Origin of the sequence: Lederbergia galactosidilytica (genome assembly GCF_017873565.1) — a bacterium.
In the GTDB taxonomy this organism is placed as follows: Bacteria; Bacillota; Bacilli; order Bacillales; family Bacillaceae_C; genus Lederbergia; species Lederbergia galactosidilytica.
In genome coordinates this window covers 1-19235 of the sequence record NZ_JAGGKH010000033.1, presented here as the reverse complement: position 1 = coordinate 19235, position 19235 = coordinate 1, and the positions used below count along the sequence as shown (strand labels likewise).

The 19235-nt window shown below is 37.1% G+C and carries 16 protein-coding genes and 1 pseudogene; 14 read left to right on the top strand and 3 right to left on the bottom strand.

Annotated elements, in window-relative coordinates; translation table 11 throughout:
- Positions 1 to 501 precede the first annotated feature (501 nt).
- Complete coding sequence (locus J2Z23_RS21430; RefSeq protein WP_209975271.1) at positions 502 to 990, bottom strand: DinB family protein; 489 nt, start codon at positions 988 to 990, stop codon at positions 502 to 504.
- Between the two features lie 140 nt (positions 991 to 1130).
- Positions 1131 to 1760 (bottom strand): competence protein ComK, encoded by a 630-nt coding sequence (locus J2Z23_RS21425; protein WP_057984695.1) that lies wholly within the window; start codon positions 1758 to 1760, stop codon positions 1131 to 1133.
- Between the two features lie 373 nt (positions 1761 to 2133).
- Here J2Z23_RS21425 and J2Z23_RS21420 point away from each other — a divergent pair, with 373 nt between their 5' ends.
- Entirely contained in the window at positions 2134 to 2628 is a 495-nt protein-coding gene (locus J2Z23_RS21420) for a sigma-70 family RNA polymerase sigma factor (RefSeq protein ID WP_209975270.1), read from the top strand.
- Between the two features lie 307 nt (positions 2629 to 2935).
- Here the strand turns inward: J2Z23_RS21420 and J2Z23_RS21415 are convergent, their stop codons facing one another.
- Positions 2936 to 3310 carry a helix-turn-helix domain-containing protein gene (locus J2Z23_RS21415; RefSeq protein ID WP_209975268.1) on the bottom strand — a complete coding sequence of 125 codons (375 nt, stop codon included), beginning with the start codon at positions 3308 to 3310 and terminating at the stop codon, positions 2936 to 2938.
- Between the two features lie 1510 nt (positions 3311 to 4820).
- Here J2Z23_RS21415 and J2Z23_RS21410 point away from each other — a divergent pair.
- The 13 genes and pseudogenes from J2Z23_RS21410 (at position 4821) to J2Z23_RS21350 (ending at position 19228) form a co-directional block, all read left to right on the top strand.
- Positions 4821 to 5777, top strand: coding sequence for an ABC transporter permease (locus J2Z23_RS21410; protein ID WP_209975266.1), 957 nt, complete (start codon positions 4821 to 4823; stop codon positions 5775 to 5777).
- Between the two features lie 27 nt (positions 5778 to 5804).
- Positions 5805 to 6683 (top strand): carbohydrate ABC transporter permease, encoded by an 879-nt coding sequence (locus tag J2Z23_RS21405; protein WP_209975264.1) that lies wholly within the window; start codon positions 5805 to 5807, stop codon positions 6681 to 6683.
- A 44-nt stretch (positions 6684 to 6727) separates the two neighbouring features.
- Positions 6728 to 8233 carry an extracellular solute-binding protein gene (locus tag J2Z23_RS21400; protein ID WP_209975261.1) on the top strand — a complete coding sequence of 502 codons (1506 nt, stop codon included), beginning with the start codon at positions 6728 to 6730 and terminating at the stop codon, positions 8231 to 8233.
- Positions 8234 to 8371: 138 nt separating this feature from the next.
- Positions 8372 to 10237: a heparinase II/III domain-containing protein gene (locus J2Z23_RS21395; RefSeq protein ID WP_209975259.1), complete on the top strand. Its 1866-nt coding sequence runs from the start codon at positions 8372 to 8374 to the stop codon at positions 10235 to 10237.
- A gap of 356 nt (positions 10238 to 10593) precedes the next feature.
- A pseudogene (locus J2Z23_RS21390) lies at positions 10594 to 12864 on the top strand (FAD-dependent oxidoreductase); the annotation flags it as partial.
- Positions 12798 to 13739, top strand: a complete 942-nt coding sequence (locus J2Z23_RS21385; protein WP_209975288.1) for a hypothetical protein — start codon at positions 12798 to 12800, stop codon at positions 13737 to 13739. The pseudogene J2Z23_RS21390 and the gene J2Z23_RS21385, both read left to right, overlap by 67 nt.
- Before the next feature lie 452 nt (positions 13740 to 14191).
- Complete coding sequence (trxB, locus tag J2Z23_RS21380; RefSeq protein ID WP_209975255.1) at positions 14192 to 15139, top strand: thioredoxin-disulfide reductase; 948 nt, start codon at positions 14192 to 14194, stop codon at positions 15137 to 15139.
- Between the two features lie 64 nt (positions 15140 to 15203).
- On the top strand, positions 15204 to 15434 hold the full coding sequence (locus J2Z23_RS21375) for a glutaredoxin family protein (protein ID WP_209975253.1): 231 nt from the start codon (positions 15204 to 15206) through the stop codon (positions 15432 to 15434).
- Between the two features lie 745 nt (positions 15435 to 16179).
- Positions 16180 to 16515, top strand: coding sequence for a thioredoxin family protein (locus tag J2Z23_RS21370; RefSeq protein WP_209975251.1), 336 nt, complete (start codon positions 16180 to 16182; stop codon positions 16513 to 16515).
- A 339-nt stretch (positions 16516 to 16854) separates the two neighbouring features.
- Positions 16855 to 17193, top strand: coding sequence for a bacillithiol system redox-active protein YtxJ (gene ytxJ / locus J2Z23_RS21365; protein WP_209975249.1), 339 nt, complete (start codon positions 16855 to 16857; stop codon positions 17191 to 17193).
- Between the two features lie 79 nt (positions 17194 to 17272).
- On the top strand, positions 17273 to 17941 hold the full coding sequence (locus J2Z23_RS21360; protein ID WP_209975247.1) for an ArsR/SmtB family transcription factor: 669 nt from the start codon (positions 17273 to 17275) through the stop codon (positions 17939 to 17941).
- 437 nt (positions 17942 to 18378) lie between these two features.
- Positions 18379 to 18819, top strand: a complete 441-nt coding sequence (locus tag J2Z23_RS21355; RefSeq protein ID WP_057984728.1) for a hypothetical protein — start codon at positions 18379 to 18381, stop codon at positions 18817 to 18819.
- 202 nt (positions 18820 to 19021) lie between these two features.
- Entirely contained in the window at positions 19022 to 19228 is a 207-nt protein-coding gene (locus tag J2Z23_RS21350) for a hypothetical protein (protein WP_209975285.1), read from the top strand.
- Positions 19229 to 19235 lie beyond the last annotated feature (7 nt).

Here is a 19235-nt window from a genome sequence, read left to right as displayed (position 1 = left end):
TAATTCTGTTTGACGGTTACAGCTGGTAATAAGTAGTTCTACTCAAGTTGAAAAGTGAAATTCCATCATTCAAAAGACATAAATGCTGGGGAGGTGCTAGGTTCTAATGTAATTAACATAATGATAACGAATTATCTATAACCTAGCATTATTGCAAGCTGGTTCATATATATAGTTCAGGATATACTGAAATAAGTGTAAGAAAATAGGTTTATCGACAGTCAGCATCTGTCGTTGTTTCCGGTCTTGGAAACTTATGGAGAGGGCAGTGCAACGAATGAGTTTATTTAATGAACAGTTCTTCTACAAACGTTTCGAGAAGAGAGGAAGCATACCGGAGACTCGCTACAACCTCAAAAGCCCCTCTGGATACGTTTATCGTACCAGGAGGGGCTTCGTAAAATATGGATTGCTGGATTGGCGGCTTACAGTTCTCATTAATTTTGAGGTGTAGAATGGACATATACTACGCCCTTTATCCTTCCCTTAGTACTCTAAAACCTAAATTCCTAGCTGCTCTCTCACTTCTTTAATTTGTAAAATATGCCGTCTTTCATGATAGCCAACAAAGGGAATCCATTGTTTTAAGCTCATCTGCCCAAATACCGGATGGGCAAATCCCTTCATTTCCAATTCCTTTTCATCTGCATTTTTCTCAATCCCCATAAGCCCTTGATGGGTTGTAGTCAGCTTAATCTTTAATTCATCTAACGTGGCAAAATCATTACTTGGTGTCGCAAAATCTGGAGCCGTTACTTTTACATCGCGATTGATGGACGATTCGATCGGCTTGGGATCAGCATTCACGATTTCCCCATTTTTCAATTGGTCCGTTACCATCTGTGCGACGGCCCCTTCCATCAAAATTAAATGTTCGATGATTTGTTTGATCGACCACTGATCTTCAGAAGGCTTTTTATTGATGTCTTCATCAGACAATCCATTTACTTCACTGAATAATTCTTCGCGCGCTTTATCGTTAATGTTCATGTAATATCTCCCTTATTATGACTGACTTATTCTGCCATTTTAGCATACCTCATAATAGGGAAAAAATTTATAGATTTAGGGATTGATCTAACAACACCAAGGTAAGCCCTTTCAGGAAATTCAGAATATTTGGCATAAGATCAATACTTTAAAAAGACCATTTTTTGCCTCTCTCTTTTTTTATTGTTTGGTTCTTGGTGGAACTGAGTATAGCGGTAGTAAGGGTGTTGATACTCTTTGATGATTTGAGCTTCTGTCTCGGGGAGTGCGTCTTCATATAATTCTTGAAAACGCTGATGATGTATTTTTTCAAGCGTTCTTGCTTTACTCAATTTACTGTCGTAGGCTCTTTTACTAAGTTCTAACGTAATGATATGGTTACCTATGTGTAAGTTTGTTTCTTTTCTATTTTTGGCGATGGAGTAATTTCCATGATTGGATGACAGCCAAATATTATGTTCTTTTTCCTTTGAATAGATGGGAAACCAGTATGTATTATCGCATACTTTCACAGGGGGCATATGAATATTTCCTAAAGCTTGTTTGGCTGCTTTGATAGCGCCGTCTAAATCATGCCCATAATGAAGTAGGCTCTCTTGCATAATGTGTAAGGGGCTTTTTCGTACTGTAAAAAAATCATTTTCTTCAACGACTCGTGTAACCAAATATCCGTAGTGATCGATCCATGGCAATAAACCAGCTGTGAAAGACTTTATGATATAGTCCTCACGCACCTCTTCTTTTTGGCTATCTCCCAATCGATTGATCAATTTCACTCTCCCTTTCTGTTTGAATTTTTAATAGTAAAGATAAAATACCTATGTCCATTATCCTATATAAGATAGAAAATTCCAAATAATATGATTCCATACTATATATTGAGAGGCAATGATCATCCATGGCCAAAGAGTAAGTATTGCAGTGACAGATAGAAGGCAATCTTGGCTTTATTTTCTCTGTAAAAGTGACTCTTTGTTTGTTCTGTCAAATTACCTTCATGAAATGGGCAAAAAGTGGAGGGGGATTTGTCAGAATGTAAATAGTGATTTTGCAAAAACGGCCATTCGCATAGAAGATCGTTTTTTCCTAAGGTAGAGATACCTAGGAATACACAGAAAGCGCGCTTTCCAAAAGGAACGACCAATGGAAAGTTTTGATGAAATTGCCGAGAAATTTAGACCGATGATTTACCAAGTGATGAACTCCTTATTCATCTATAAAAATCAGGATGAATTTTACCAAACAGGATTGATTGCCTTATGGGATGCACACCAGCGATTTGACCAAGAAAAAGGAGAATTCTCTTCTTATGCCTACTCCTACATAAAAGGTCGGATCATGACAGATCTCACAAAACACAGGCAAAACGAGGAACGAAATGTTTATCCAGATGAAGTGTTCTGGGAAAATGCAGTGGTAGTAGAGGAACAATGGCTGGAACAAGAACACCTGCAAAACTATTTCATCGGCCTTACCGACAAACAAAAACAATGGGCCATCGATGCCTTCTACAAGGAAATGACCACCCGTGACATTGCCGAAAAAGAACAACTCTCCCTCTCCGCCATCAAAAAGCGCAAGGCCGTTACCTTGGAGAAAATACGGGAGAATATTGAGAGAGGGGTGGTGGAGGTGTGAATGGTTTGGAGACAGGAGGTACAGCGTTAAGTAATACGGGGAAATTGCTGCTGATTGTGCCCGGCAGTCCTGTATAGATGATACTCACTATGTAATAAAGTAGTAGGACGGAATCGGGAATATCTTTCCATAAAGGATCATTCTTAATTATACTCTCACAGGTAAAACCTAATTTAGAGGGAATTATTAAGTATCCAACAAAAAGCTCTCAGCCTTTTTAAGGTGAGAGCTTCGGTTTATTTAAGCCAAAAGAATTTTTGTGAAATTAATAACCGCAAAAGCGTTTAATCCAGTACCGTATTTCTAATTAGTGTTCATTTTTCATGAATTCCCAATATCTATGTAGTTTCTCCACATTTTCCTCTGGATGTACACTAATTTCCTTAAGAAACGAATCTTTTAGTTTTTTTAAAGTATGTAACTCTAATTCATTAAGTGATAAATCCTCAGTAATTGTATATTGCACGGAATGATTAGGAGTATTGATTAATCCAAGTAAATAGTCAACAGAAACTTTATAGAATTTTGCTATTTTTATGATTGACTCCAATGATGGCTCATTGCGACCCTGTTCGTAATAACCATAGGCACTAGTTGTCACATTAATGAGTTTTGCTAAATCTTCTTGTTTATAGCCATTTTCTATTCGAAGATCTTTTAAGCGTTCGCCTAATACGTGCATAGCTAGTCCCCTTCTACAAATACTTTTACAAAATTATACAATTAGAAGTTGGATAAACCGCTAAATACAATTAATTATTGTTTTGTGTATTTACATACAACATTTTGTTGTGTATAATAAATGAAACAATAAGAGTTTTAGGAATATTTAACTATATCAACCTCTTATTTCTACCTATAGGTTAGGTATTTAGGTTTGCAAACCAATCCAGATATTAGCAAATACTTGTTACTTGCTATATTTATCTCATAGCTATTTAGTGATAAGCAGTTAAGGAGATGAAGGATTATAAGAGAAAATAGTTTAATCAATTCATACCCATAATGAAAAAACACCGATCTAGCGACACCATGAAATTCCCTCATAGTTTTGATATTAAAAACGAGAGAAGCTAGACTCTCATAATCCCCCTATAAAATTTGGAAATTTGATCTACAGTTTGACTTATTAGATGGAAAATTTTGTGAATTAGATCGATTTTATTGGCATTTTTCCAATTAGAATAACTTGGTAAATACTACTTAATTTAGTAACAGGAGTATCAACAAAAGTTTCATTTTGGTCTTCCTATAATTAGTTTAGTTGACATCTATTGACTAATTACACCCTAAGAGTTTTAAGAATACCTTTTACCACCAATTTTTATTACCTTTTAAATGCCCAGATTAAGGCATATGTAATTGAATGAAAGGGGTGATACTTATGTAAAAGTAACAATTTCTAACAATAGGATCCCTAAAGATTTTCAACAGAGTTACCTGCTTCTTAGTTTTTACAATAACTAAAGCATTAATATTACATTTTTATGAGGAAGATATTATCCTAGCACAATATTAGTTGCAAAGGAAATTAGCCTTATGTGTGTTAATACCATAGTAAGTTGATGCGTTATATGGGTTTTATTTAAAGTAGAAAACGACTTCTGTTAAGGAATAGTGAGGGAGGAGAAAAACAACTATGCAAACACTGGATAACATGTAAGTTGGGAAGTGAAGCTTTTTGGAAACTTTCCATCAGAATTACCTTTAAGTGCGTTCTTAGAGTCTAAGATAAACAAAACGATACGGGGACATTTTCTAATTAAAGGGCCTATATAGTGACAGAGAAGAAGTGAAGCAAATTTAGCAAGACGATGCCCATATATTATATGAAGTATTTGCTACCATCTTTTTAAAGAGACAGATCTATTAGTAAAGATTACAGTGTTCTCTGCAGAACCATGGGAAAAGAACCGTTTATAACAAAGGGACATTTCCATCAGAATTAACAAAATGGAAGGGCTGCCATTGGATTGAAAGGTTCAGGAAGATTTCTTGTGCAAAATAGGAAAGAAGTTTTACTGAGTTTCTTGTTAGGTATAACAAGTCAGTTATGCCGCTAAAGGATGGGGGCATCGAGTTGTGAATACAGGAAAACGGAACTTTTTGGTGAAGTATCGTCTTTCTTTTGGAAATTACCTTAAATATAACTTTTTCATAGCAAGATTACATTTCGATTTAAAGGAGGTACGATGTTGCAAACCGAGATTATTGGACAGAAGAATGGAAAAGTGCAGATGAAAAGGGCTAGTTTGATGAAGGCAATAAAAAAAGACTGGGAACTTTATTGTCTGTTACTGCCTGGTATTCTATTTTTTTTGATTTATAAGTACTTGCCAATGTGGGGATATGTGATTGCGTTCCAAGATTATAGCTCTTTTCTCGGGATTTTTGGGAGTGAATGGGTAGGATTTGAGCATTTCAGAACATTATTTGCTGAAGAAAAATTTTGGAGTTTATTGCGAAATACGCTTTTAATAAGCTTTTACAAATTGGTGTTCTTTTTTCCTGCTCCAATTATCATTGCCTTATTATTAAATGAAATTAGAAGGGAAATTTTCAAACGGACGATTCAAACCGTAATCTATCTTCCTCATTTTGTATCATGGGTTGTAGTGGCCGGAATGACCTATGTGATATTTGGGACACAGGATGGAATTGTGAATGAGTTTATTAGAGTCCTTGGGGGAAAAGAAATTCCTTTTTTAACGAGTGATAGTTTATTTCGTTCTTTAATTGTTTCGCAAAGTGTATGGAAGGAAACTGGTTGGGGAACGATTATCTTTCTAGCTGCGTTGTCAGGAGTGGATTCACAACTATATGAAGCCGCTATCGTTGATGGAGCAAATCGCTGGAGACTATTGTGGCATATAACGCTTCCAGCTATAAAGAGTACGATTTTTATATTGCTTATTTTGCGGCTTGGAGATACTTTGGATGTTGGATTTGAACAGATTTTCTTAATGGTAAACTCATTGACCTATAATGTTGGAGATGTTTTTGAGACCTATATATACAGAGAAGGTTTAGTTGGTGGGAAGTTCAGCTATACGACGGCCATTGGTTTTTTCAAATCCATTGTTGGCTTAGTACTTGTCTTTGGTGCCAATTGGATCGTTAAGAAGTCAGGAGAAGAAGGAATCTTTTAATAACAGCTAGATGAGGGAGGCAAATGAATGTACCACACGAAAGCAACATTAGGAAGTCGAATATTTGATGTCGCAAACTATATTATTTTAACTTTATGTGGCTTGGCTACCTTACTTCCATTCATTTATATTGTAGCCGTCTCTTTTGCGCCGCTGGACCAGGTGTTGCAGGGGGGATTAATTCTTTGGCCAAAGGAATTTGTATTATCGGCCTACGAAACTATTTTTTCTAATAGTAGTTTTATTCGATCTTTATGGGTGACCGTGCTTCTAACTGTTATTGGTACTACAACGAATATTCTATTTACGGCTCTAATGGCTTACCCTTTGGCGAAAAAGACGTTAAAGGGGCGAAGTGTCATTATGTTTTTGGTTTTATTTACTATGCTTTTTAGCGGTGGAATGATCCCGACGTATATGATTGTTAAATGGACGGGATTAATTAATACTATCTGGTCCATGATTCTTCCAACAGCAATAAGTGCATTTAACCTAATTATTATGAAAAACTTTTTTCAAAGTATTCCAGGCGAAATAGAAGAGTCAGCTAGGATAGATGGATGTAGCCACTTTGGTGTGTTATTTCGCATCGTCGTTCCTTTATCTATGCCTGCGATCGCAACCTTTACATTATTCTATTCAGTTACGCATTGGAATCAGTTCTTCGCAGCCATTATCTATATACATGATACCGATATGTGGCCAATTCAAGTTCTGTTAAGACAAATGATTATTATTGGCTCAACGACAGAGTTTCAATCGGTAGATGCTGGAGAAATACAGGTGTTGCCTACAACTATTAAAATGGCAGCCATTGTTGTAGCTACAGTTCCAATCTTAATTGTCTATCCATTTTTACAGAAACACTTTGCTAAAGGGGTAATGCTTGGTTCTGTTAAAGGTTGAATTTTCTGTGAAAAAATAACCATGATTAAAAAGGGGAGAGAGAGATGCGAAATCATTTTCGTACTAAAAGAATGAAGAGCATTCTATATATATTTTTTGCTGTTAGCATGATTGTGAGTTTAGTCTTATCCGGATGTTCAAAAACATCAAACACGGGTGGTAAAGATGAACGAATGAAGATAAGTTTGATGTATCCCTTATATTCGAATCCACCAAAGAAGAATGACATTTGGGAGATGATGGAAGAAAAGTTTAATGTTGAATTAGATTTAATGGCTGTTCCATCGAATAACTATGAAGAAAAGCTTCAAGTAATGGTTGCGTCAGGAGATATGCCAGATGCTGCAGTATGGACTGCTTTTCCTGATGCTGAGTTAAATAAGTATATAGAGCAGGGAGCATTTCAGGCTTTAGATACTTATATTGAGGATGCACCACATATAATGGAGACTCCTGAGGAGGTATTCGATACAGTTAGAAACGACGGGAAAATTTATGGAATTCCTCGAACACGTGCCTTGGTTGGATCAGGGGTGATAATTCGCAAGGATTGGTTGGACAATTTAGGTTTACCAATTCCGAAAACAGTTGATGAATTTTATGAAACGGCAATTAAGTTTACAACGGATGATCCAGATGGAAATGGGAAGGATGACACGTTTGGTATTGTGATGGGGGAAAATGTATCCCATGCTGATAGCATTAATATGGCGTTTGACACAGGGAATGGTTGGCGTGTGCAAGAGGACGGTACACTTATGAGTGCGGATATTACGCCACAACGAAAAAAAGCTCTAGGCTGGTTTCGAGATCTTTATGCTGAAGGTGGGATAGATAAGGATTTTCCTGTACTTAAAAATACACAAGTTTGGGAAAAGCTCGAGGGTGGAAAAGGTGGCATTATGATCACGGGGCAAACAAGTGATTTTGCGCGATATGTGGAGAATTTGGCAAAGGTTGAGCCAGAGGGTGAGTTAATTATGATTGATCCACCAATTGGACCAACAGGAACTTCCGGATTTATCCAAACATCTGGTTTTTTTGGACAATGGGTTATTCCACATGATCGTTCTGATGAAAAGGTAAAGAAAGTAATAGAAATTTTGGACTGGCAAGCATCTGAAGAAGCTTTAGAACTAAAACGATATGGTTTAGAAGATATTCATCATAAGGTCAATGATGATGGTACAAAAACGATAACAGATCAACATGGAGATGAGGGGGTTGGGAACCTAATTGGACACAATTCTTATGATCCATATGCCTATGTAGTCCTCCATGCTCCTGAAGAGGTACAGAGATTACAAAAAGAGAATTTAGATAGAGTGGCAGATATGGGGATTGCTAACCCAGTATTATCCTATGTTTCTCCAACATTTTTGAAAAAAGGAACAGATCTTGCGAAAACGAGGGATGAGTATTTTGTTAAGATTGTAACCGGTGAGTTGCCACTCGATGCATTCGATCAATTCGTGGAAAAATGGTTAAAAGATGGTGGTCAAAAAATAACAGAGGAAGTAAATGAGTGGTACGAGAATGAAAAGAAATGACGAAAAGATATAAATTTACCAAGTTAGTTTTAACAATCTTAATAGATGAGAAATATACGAATTGAGGTGTACATTAATCTCTCATTGCAGGGAGTATATTCCCCAGAAAAAGGATTTAAAAAGGAGGTTAATTTCATTATGTTAAGCCCAAAATATAAGGTTGAAGAGCTGAGAAAATGGATCATTCCTTTGGAGGAGTATAAACCGTTTCCTACTGTGGAGGAACGAGATAAATGGGAGGCGATTACTGATCCTTTGAGAATGGAGCAAATGAAAGAAGCTGAAATATATTTAAATTATACATGGCCTTCATTGCCAGCAAATTTTTTTATGGATTTTGTAAGAAATGGAAATCGTACAAGATATGAAAATCCATCTTTTCAACGGAGGTCGGCATTAGCTTCTCTTGTAATTGCCGAGTGTTTAGAAAGTGAAGGTCGATTTTTGGATGATATTATAAACGGCATTTGGTGTATTTGTGAGGAATCATTTTGGGGTGTTCCAGCTCACAATAACCTTAACAATAAATTACCAAACGTATCTGAACCAATCATCGATTTATTTGCCGGGGAGACAGCTGGATTATTATCATTAACTTACTATTTTCTTAAGTCCAGATTAGATCAAATCGATCCATTGATATGTAATCGTATTCAGTTAGAGGTAAAACGGCGGATTCTAGATCCTTATTTGACAAGGGACGACTTTTGGTGGATGGGATTGGCTACAAAAGGCAAAGTGAATAACTGGAACCCATGGTGTAATTCGAATTGTTTAATGGCTTTTTTGTTTTTGGAAGATGATTTTGAACGCCGGGTACAAGCAGTGGAGAAGGCATTGCACAGTTTAGACTGTTTTCTTAATGTCTACCATGAAGATGGTGGCTGTGATGAAGGGACTATGTACTGGGGACGTGCGGGAGGATCTTTATTTGACTGCCTTGAATTGTTATATAGTGGATCGAACGGGAAAATAGATATGTATTCTGAGCCATTAATTAAAGAAATTGGCCGATATTTGTACAAAAGCTATATTGATGGCGAATACTTTACGAACTTTGCTGATGGGGGTGCAATAGTAAAAATATCTTCAAACCTAGTATACCGCTATGGTTGCCGTATTGATGATAAAAAGTTAATGTCATTAGGGTCTAGTGCATTCCATCTCCAACGTAAAGTAGGCAAAGATAAGCGACTAAATTCTTTAAATCGTCAAATTCATGCTTTATTTGATTTTGAAGAGATGTTAGCAGCTACATCTACACCTCCCTATGTAAGAGATGTATGGCTAAAAGATATTCAAGTGATGGCAGCTAGAGAAGAAGAAGGATCATCGAAAGGCCTTTACCTTGCTGCAAAGGGAGGTCATAACGATGAAAGTCATAATCATAATGACATCGGACAATTTATTGTCTATTCTGATGGTTCTCCTTTCATCATCGACGTTGGTGTTGAGACATATACCAGTAAGACTTTTGGGCCGAATCGTTATGATATATGGACAATGCAGTCGGCTTATCACAATTTGCCTACGATAAATGGTATTCAACAAGGGGTGGGGGAACAATTCAAGGCTACGCAAGTAAAGCAGAAAATAATTGGAAAAGATGTTCGCTTTTCTTTAAATCTTGACTCAGCTTATCCCAAGAAGGCTGGTATTGGAAACTGGGAACGGCAGTTTACGTTTCATCGCGGGAACCCATCGCATATCGAGATTTGTGATAAATTTCAACTTAAAAGGACTACCAAGGATGTTAGTCTAAGCTTGATGATTCCCTTTGAACCACAATTAGATCAAGCGGGATCTATCATCATTCAGAATGCCAATTCAAAAGGAATAAAAGTAGATTATGATGCAGATAATCTTATTGCAACAACAGAGCGAATCATAATTGAAGACGAAAAACTAGGTTCTGTTTGGGGAGAACAAGTTTTTCGAGTCACATTGAAAGCAAAATCGCCTATCAAACAAGCGAGTTGGAAATTGAGGATTTGTCAATTATAGATTGGAAGCGATGAGGATTGATTATAGATAAGAACTTCTACAGATCATCATGTTTATAACCTAATAGCCCCTAGGTATTTGAATCACTTCTTTGGGATTAAGCAGGTATTGAAGGGGAATTCTCATAACTTAGAAATAAACAAGAATTGAATGTCAATAGTCAATACAATCTAAGCAAATTGAAGCGGATAATATATAACTCGTGATTTAGTTATATATTATCCGCATGTTATGAGTGCTCCATTTTATTAATCTATCTCAATCATTTAGGGTCCCCTTCCTACAAGATATGTTAAAGTCTGCTATTTTTAGATAGTTAGAGGGGATTGTTTCAGTAATTATATAGGGAGGTAGGAAAGTTGAAATATGAACATGTTAAATCAGATATTACGGTGATTGGTGGTGGTTTAGCTGGCGTTTGTGCATCGATTGCTGCAGCCCGTCTTGGTCATAAGGTAACTCTTATCCAGAATCGTCCAGTATTAGGTGGAAACTCGAGTAGTGAGATTAGGGTTTGGGTAGTTGGAGCAACAAAACATGGGATTAATCGCTATGCACGCGAAACAGGAATAATGGGGGAATTATTTGTAGAAAATCAGTACAGAAATCCGGAGGGAAATCCTTTTATATGGGACGCTTTAATACTGGAAAAAGTGAAGAATGAAGAAAATATTGAACTATTCTTAAATACGGATGTACATGAATTAGAGGTTGAAGGGGAAAAAACTAATCGAATTATAAAAACAGTGTCCGGGTGGATGGCTGGATCTGAGCGGAAAATTTGTTTTGAAAGTGATGTTTATCTTGATTGTACAGGTGATGGACTTATTGGATATATGGCTGGAGCTAAGTATAGGATAGGAAGAGAATCTAAATATGAATTCCAAGAATCCTTAGCTCCAGAAATTTCAGATGACATTTTATTAGGGAGTACGATTTTGTTTTATACAAGAGATGAAGGATACCCCGTAAAGTTTATTCCACCATCTTTTGCTAAGGATATAACGCAAACCCCAATCTTATCCAATCGAATTATTCGCAGTGGTGATTCGGGTTGTCATTATTGGTGGATTGAATATGGAGGGGAAATGGACACAGTTCATGATAATGAAGAGATAAGAGATGAACTCTGGTCGGTAATCTATGGGGTGTGGGACTATATTAAAAACTCTGGGAAATTTGATTCAGACAATTTAACTCTAGAATGGGTAGGATCTATTCCAGGAAAAAGAGAATATCGCCGTTTTGTTGGTGACTATATATTGCATCAAAATGATATTACTGAGCAGAGGCTATTTAACGATAGAGTAGCATTTGGCGGTTGGTCCATTGACCTTCATCCCTCAAAAGGAATGTATGATGATAAAAGTGGTGCGCAGCATCTCCAAGCAAATGGAACGTACCATATTCCTTTTAGATCACTATATTCAGGAAATGTTTCTAACCTTCTGTTCGCTGGACGTAATATTAGTGCTAGCCATATAGCGTTTGGATCGACAAGGGTAATGGCAACCTGCGCAGTCATAGGGGAAGCGGCCGGAAGCGGAGCAGCTTTTTGTGTTAAAAAAAAGAAAAGCCCAAGAGAGGTATTTCAAGATTATATGGCAGAAATGCAACAAATGTTATTAAGACAAGATGCTTCAGTACTCGGAATAAAAAATCAGGATAAAAATGATCTTGCCCTAAAAGCGACGGTAACGGCATCCAGTTATCTTAAGCAATTGAAGATTGAAACAGCGAATGAGGAATATTGTCTAACAACGGATGTAGGGTTTATTTTTCCTGCTGAAACAGGTGTTAAAAATTTGGAAATTTTAGTAGCGGCTACGTCAACCACAAACCTTGAGGTAGAGATTTATGATACAGGAAAACCTCAAAATTACATTCCATATAAACTGGTTGAAACGCGCAAATTTAAAGTGAGGAAAGGCGAGAAACAGTGGGTTAATACAAATTTTTCTCCTGATCACATATTTGATCATGATGCCTTTGTAGTCATTAAAGCAAATGAAAATATTAAACTATATTTATCTCATGAACCCGTTACAGGTGTATTATCCTTTGTGAAAGAGGATGTAAAACAAACTAAGCTTCATTCCTATACATTTATTAGCCCAGTTCTTGAATGGACGATGAAGCCTGTTCACCGAAAACTGTTTTGTTTTAGAATGAAGTCCATTCTGACGGCTTATGAGCCAAGAAAGGTAATTAATGGTTTGGTGCGCCCTTATGGTGGTGTAAATATGTGGGTCTCTGACAAACTTTCCAATGGAGAAGAGCAATGGATTTCTTTAAATTGGGACCAAGATGTTTCGTTAAAAGAAATTCAGCTAACCTTTAATGATGATGTCAATGAAGACTTAGTTAATTTGCATCACCATCGAACTCCATTTGACATTATACCAGAGCTTGTTCGCGATTATAGAATTGAAGCGTATATAGACGGGAAATGGACAACACTCATTGCTGAAAAGGCTAATAGAAAGAGAAAGCGGGTTCATCACTTGCCTTACTCAGTAAAGACAAAGCAACTTCGGGTCGTAATCGAATCGACAAATGGATGCCCAAGGGCAGAGATAATCGAAATAAGGGCATATTCAAAACAAGTATCATTGAAGGAAGCATAGGTAGGGGTCAAGTAGTTATCTTTCTTACGACCTTATTAGATAAAACACCTGTTATGTTGCATCCAACAGAAGGGGTACGAGTTTATAATACAGCTGATCAGATTGCTGTATATGAGTGGGGAGCGTCAAGAGCCTCTGCCGCAGTTGTAAACATTCTCAATGGTGTAGAAGTAGGGATGTCAGAATTCGAAGCTGTCAGAAATATGAATTATGCAGGAGAACCTTTGAGTGCCCATCTTATGTTTTCAGCTAGGAAAGACCAAATGATTGGATTGCGTAGCCCATCTGGGAAGAAAATCGCCTTAGGAGATGGTGCAACAACCGTAGTCTCCTATTGGGGAGGCCTAAGCTGTCGCGCTGGAATCATAGCTAAGGAAAATGAAGAATTTATAGAGAAGTTTGCAAAGCCATATTTTAAAGCGATTGCGACATGGTATCAAGAAGTAGGAATCGGTGTACGTGGCGGAGATCTGTTTGAAAAATGTCGGACTGTTTTGGCAGAAGGGAACTTAAAACCAGCTCTGAACCCAGGGCATCTAACAAGTACAGATGAGTGGCTTCATACACCTATACGCCCAAATAGTGGGGAGGTGATTGCATCAGGCATGGCCTTCCAATGCGATATCATTCCAACTCCGCTTCCGCATGGTGTAGGTCTGAACTGTGAAGATAGTGTCGTCATTGCAGATAAAGACTTACGGGAGGAATTAAAGGAGAAACATCCAAACGTATGGGCAAGAATAGAGGCAAGACAAACCTTTGTCAGAGAGAAACTTGGGATTGATCTCAATGATGAAGTACTGCCTTTATCTACAAACCCGGCCTATTATAATCCCTTATGGTTGGCACCTGAAAAGGCATTAGTGTTGGTATAAGGATTAAAAGTGGAGTGAAATGAGGAGACCCTCTTCGGTGGAAGAGGGTCTTTAACTTGGATTTCAACGTTATGCTTATAATTTTGCATCGGTAGATTAAATATCTTTGATTTAAGGCGAATCCTGATCCAGAATTTGTTCAGAATCAGATACCATAAAAGGACCTTCCTATTCAGTAGGAGGGTTCTTTCTCGATTCTATGTGCGGGCAATAATGGGGTATTTGGCAAGTGGAAAATCCATAAAACCACGAAAATGTACACTTACTAACAGTTAATTACTTTAATAGACTCTATATACCAATAACCATCTCCATTGAAGCATGTATAGGCCATTCAAATTTCAAATTCACCAAACTTTATAACTGCTGTAGTGGATTTGATCAATTGACTTTTGGAGAAATATCACTTATAATTCAATTAATCAATTGAATAGTAAAGGAGGAGGAACAACATGGCAGGAGAAAAAATTTATGATGTGATCATTATTGGTGCTGGTCCGGCTGGAATGACAGCGGCTGTTTATACTTCACGTGCCAATTTGTCTACATTAATGATTGAGCGTGGGATTCCTGGGGGGCAAATGGCTAATACAGAAGAAGTTGAGAATTATCCCAGCTATGAAAGTATCATGGGTCCAGAATTATCAACTAAAATGTTTGAACATGCAAAGAAGTTCGGTGCTGAGTATGCCTACGGTGATATTAAAGGTCTTGTAGATAATGGAGACATTAAAACAGTCGTGGCCGGTACCAAAGAATACAAAACGTATTCTGTTATTATCGCAACGGGTGCTGAATATAAGAAACTAGGCATACCTGGTGAAAATGAACTTGGTGGCCGTGGTGTATCTTATTGTGCGGTTTGTGATGGAGCCTTTTTTAAAGGAAAAGAGCTAGTCGTTGTAGGGGGAGGCGATTCTGCTGTTGAAGAGGGTGTTTATTTAACAAGATTCGCTTCAAAAGTAACGATTGTTCATCGTCGTGATCAACTCCGTGCCCAAAAAATCCTTCAAGATCGTGCATTTGCCAATGAAAAGGTTGATTTTATTTGGAACCATACAGTGAAAGAAATTCATGAGAGAGATGGGAAAGTCGGGAGTCTTACGCTTGTTTCAACAGATGACGGTACGGAAAAAGAATTTAAAGCGGATGGGGCTTTTATTTATATAGGAATGTTGCCATTGTCTACACCATTCGAAAGCCTTGGTATTACCAATGGGAATGGCTATATTGAAACAAATGAGCAAATGGAAACAAACGTACCTGGCATTTTCGCTGCAGGTGATATTCGTGAGAAAACGTTGCGGCAAATTGTAACAGCTACAGGCGATGGGAGTATTGCGGCGCAAGCGGTACAACATTATGTCGAGGAAATAAAGGAACGCGTAAAAATTCAATAATTGATCTTCGTTAGCTAATACAGGTTAAATGACAAAAAATGATTAAGAAAAGGAGAGTTGTTTTATGAATCAAATTACAGTCTATACAACAAGTACTTGTCCCTACTGTGACATGATGAAAAATTTTCTAAAGGAGAAGGAAATTCCTTTTAAAGAGGTAAACGTCCAACAAGATCCCATTGCCGCCAACCGCCTAGTGCAAACAACCGGTCAAATGGGTGTTCCCCAAACTGAAATAAATGGCCAATGGGTATTAGGATTTGATCCAAACCGTGTTATGCAGTTACTAAATTGAACTACTCACCACTTAATTTCTAACGAAATTTGAAGTGGGAGCTTCCTGCGAACATCAAGGCATCCCTCGGTTATTTTAGCAGGCTCTACCCGTAGTCCCTACGGTGAAAGCTTTATATATCCTGTACGTTGACTCGCCACGCACCCTACTTTAGCTTGGTTTTCGCAACTTCGGAATGCGTGGAGGCGATAGAACGTTGAAGATTTTATGTGACAGACGTTTTTCCTGTCACAACCTCATATCTTCAGTTTTCAAAGAACAATTTACAGGAATATTGTACCGTGCGAACATGAGTTTTGGATACCGCCAACCGACATTCATCTCCCACTTATTTTTGGGCTATGCCCTGCACAAAATTGAAGAGGAAGTCTTTTGTCGGAAAAAAATAAAAATTTTTCCCTTGCCCTTATAAGAAATTCAGTTGTGAATTTTATATTTAGAAGGGTATGGAGTAGTATATCAGTCTAAAATATGATGATAGAAAAGAAATCATGAAAATGCAGAAGAAAATTTTTGTTTCACGAAGGAATCACCACTTGCCATGTTTTATACCAGACAAGTGGTGATTGTTTCATGATTAGGGTTTACTTAATTTTATAACAAGTGCCCTTCCTGTTCAAACTAGGCAATGCAAGCTGTAGAAGCTACTCTCTTCTCCATACTCTGCGGCTAGGGCGCTATGCCAAAGACATCTATTTATACCACATCACTTTGTAAAAGATTTGATGATAAGGAGGCCGCAAAAATGAAGGATATGGAAAACTTAACAACAATATATGATGTAGACAGATTCATAAATAGTCATAACCTCAGCTTCATCTATGTATCAAGGGAAAACTGTGGTGTGTGCCATGCAGTACTTCCAAGACTTAGAGAGCTGTTAGATCATTATAAAGATATTTATTTAGGGTTCGTAGATGCCTCTCAATTAGAAGAAATAGCAGCTAAACTTTCGGTCTTTACAGTACCAGCACTACTTTTATTTATCGAGGGAAAAGAATATTTGCGGGAAGCTCGTTTTGTCCATTTTGATGAATTAAAAATAAAACTAGATTCACTGTATGAGCTTTATAACGAATAACAAATTATTGAATGTAACTTGACATATTTAGGCAGAAATTATACATTTCAAGTGATCAATAGAATTTGCAAAAGAACCGTTTTATAGACGTATCAGTTGAAACTGTGAAAGAACTTTTTATCCATGAGAAGATGGACAAGTTAGAAGCCAAAGTATATCTGGAAAGTGATCTATTTCACGAGGAATTGTGACTGAGTTGGAAAGCTTGTGAAACGGAGAATGATGATACAATCTAATCTGCTAATCAGTTTGGATGACAGATTATGCAGAGGAGAGAATCCATTTACGCTCTCCTTTTTATAAATATAATAATGATTTTCTAGACAGGAGTGTAGTGAAATGAAGTGGAGAGAAATTACCACCCTTGAGGAATGGCATGAAGTTTTTACGGAATCTAAAAAACGAGATCAGGTCATTATAAAACATAGTACAACTTGCTCAGTAAGCGCTAATGCTCTAAAAGAGTTTGATCAATATTTAGATGATGCGCCCAATACTAATATAGACTACATTCTAGTAAAGGTCATTGAATCACGTGAAGTATCTAATAAAATTGCTGAAGATCTAGAGCTCAAGCATGAATCACCACAAATTATCTACCTAAAAGAGGGAGCAAGATATTGGAATGCATCCCATTGGGCCATTAGCAAAGAACATATGAAGGCAGTATTGGATTAATTTTAAATCTTTACTATGTACCGTTTAAGTCACAATAGTACCATCAAATTATATGTTTGCTGAATAAAGGATGATGAGGATGGAAGAACTTATTTCTTCTGCGAAGGATTATAAAGATCAATTGTATAAACAACTTGCAAGAGTGGGAAAAAGTTTATCTAGTGATAAACGATTAGAAATATTAGATTTGTTATCAAATGGACCTAAAACAGTTGAGAAGCTAGCAAGGGACTCCGGTATGTCTGTAGCAAATGTCTCACGTCACCTTCAAATTTTGAACGACTCTAGATTGGTTAAATTCACAAAAAAGGGAACCTATGTGATTTATTCGTTAACGGATGAGTCAGTGGTAGATTTCTTATATTCGCTATGGAAAATTAGTGAAAACCATATTTCCGATATTAACCAAATAAAAAGAGATTTTATTAAAAATCTCGATGGAATTGAGACGTTATCTGTAGATGAATTATATGGAAAATTAGCTAAAGAGGATATTGTGCTTTTGGATTTGAGAGCAGAAGATGAATTTGAGAATGGCCATATAGAAGGTGCAATCTCAGTCCCTATGGAAGAATTGGATTTATATTTACAGAAGTTACCTAAGGACAAGGAGATTATTGCTTACTGTCGTGGGAAATTTTGTGCACTATCAGCTATTGCTGCCAAAAAATTGAAGGAACACGGCTTTACTGCCTATAGTATGGATGAAAGTTTTTACGCCTGGGAAAAATATATGAAAAATCATTAAACAAGATCAAGCAAAGTAAAGATTATAATAAAAATTGTCTTTATAAAGTTCGAGAAATCATCCTTTTGATGGGGATTTTCTAGAGGTTAAAAATCCCCGTTTTTCATTAAGAGAACCCTATTCTTAGGAAGTCCCCATATCCCATTGCAGGAACCCCATTCTTCGGGAACCCTCCCCATATCCCATTGCAGGAAACCCATTCTTCGGGGACCATCCCCATATCCCATTGCAGGAAACCCATTCTTGCGGAAACATCCCCACATCCCAAGCAGAACCCCCATTTCTCATATAGAAAGAAACCCATTTTCTAGATAATGGTGCTAGATTTATGAACAATTCAGCGCTTTGTCAAGCCCCTGAACAAAGGAACGGGGTTTACCTTTGTCCCATGCATCTTTTATGGTAAGATAAGAAAAACTTTAAATGGAGTGGTCGTAGTGAAAATAAACTTTACGAAAAAGCAGTATAGACAGCTACTTGATCTTGTATATCTTGGTGAATGGACGGCTAATTCCTCAAAAGTGCACGGGGAACGAAATGAAGAGTATGATGAAATTTTTCAATATGTCTGTTCCTTTAGCAAATCATTTGGTTGTGAGGATCTTATTGAATTTGATCAATCGTTTGGGGAGTATTTTCCAACGAAGGAATATGAAGAAAGTATGCACTCTTATATTGAGGAAAATGATAATGAAGTTTTCTGGAATCAGATTAGTTTACGGTTGGCGAAGAGGGATATCCAAAAAATCGGGAAGAAGTATCGCTCAAAGGAAGAATACTTAAGGCATCTTTTTCAATTGGAAGAGGAATATGAAATTGAATTTGAGAAGCATGGAATTGAACGCCTTGTCATTAGGGAAAAGGAATTGGAATCATAATAGAAGCAGATTCTGAACATAAATATGGTGCCGCGTTCGCGAGAACCAATAAAACTAGCTGTTTTGAATAGTAATAGAATAAACGTTTCAATTTAGGAATCCGTTATCGAAAAAGTATGATATTATCAAACTAGCAACTGAATATTGTTTGGGTGGTTGGTTGTCAATCTTCTTTCCTGTTTGAGGAAGGGAGGTGATAATCATGGAAACATTTCTTGAATTTCTAAAGGGAATTTTAAAAGGGATTGTGCGTGCCTTTAGTGCACATTTCTTTAAAAAAACATTTCTAGAAAAAGAGAAAACCACCCGACGCCGTAGGAAGGAGGGCACTGAAAAAGTCCCTTTATACAAAAACGGAGAGAAACTCATATTTTTTTGGGGTTTCTCTCCGTTTTTGGTTTATAATTAAGGTATCT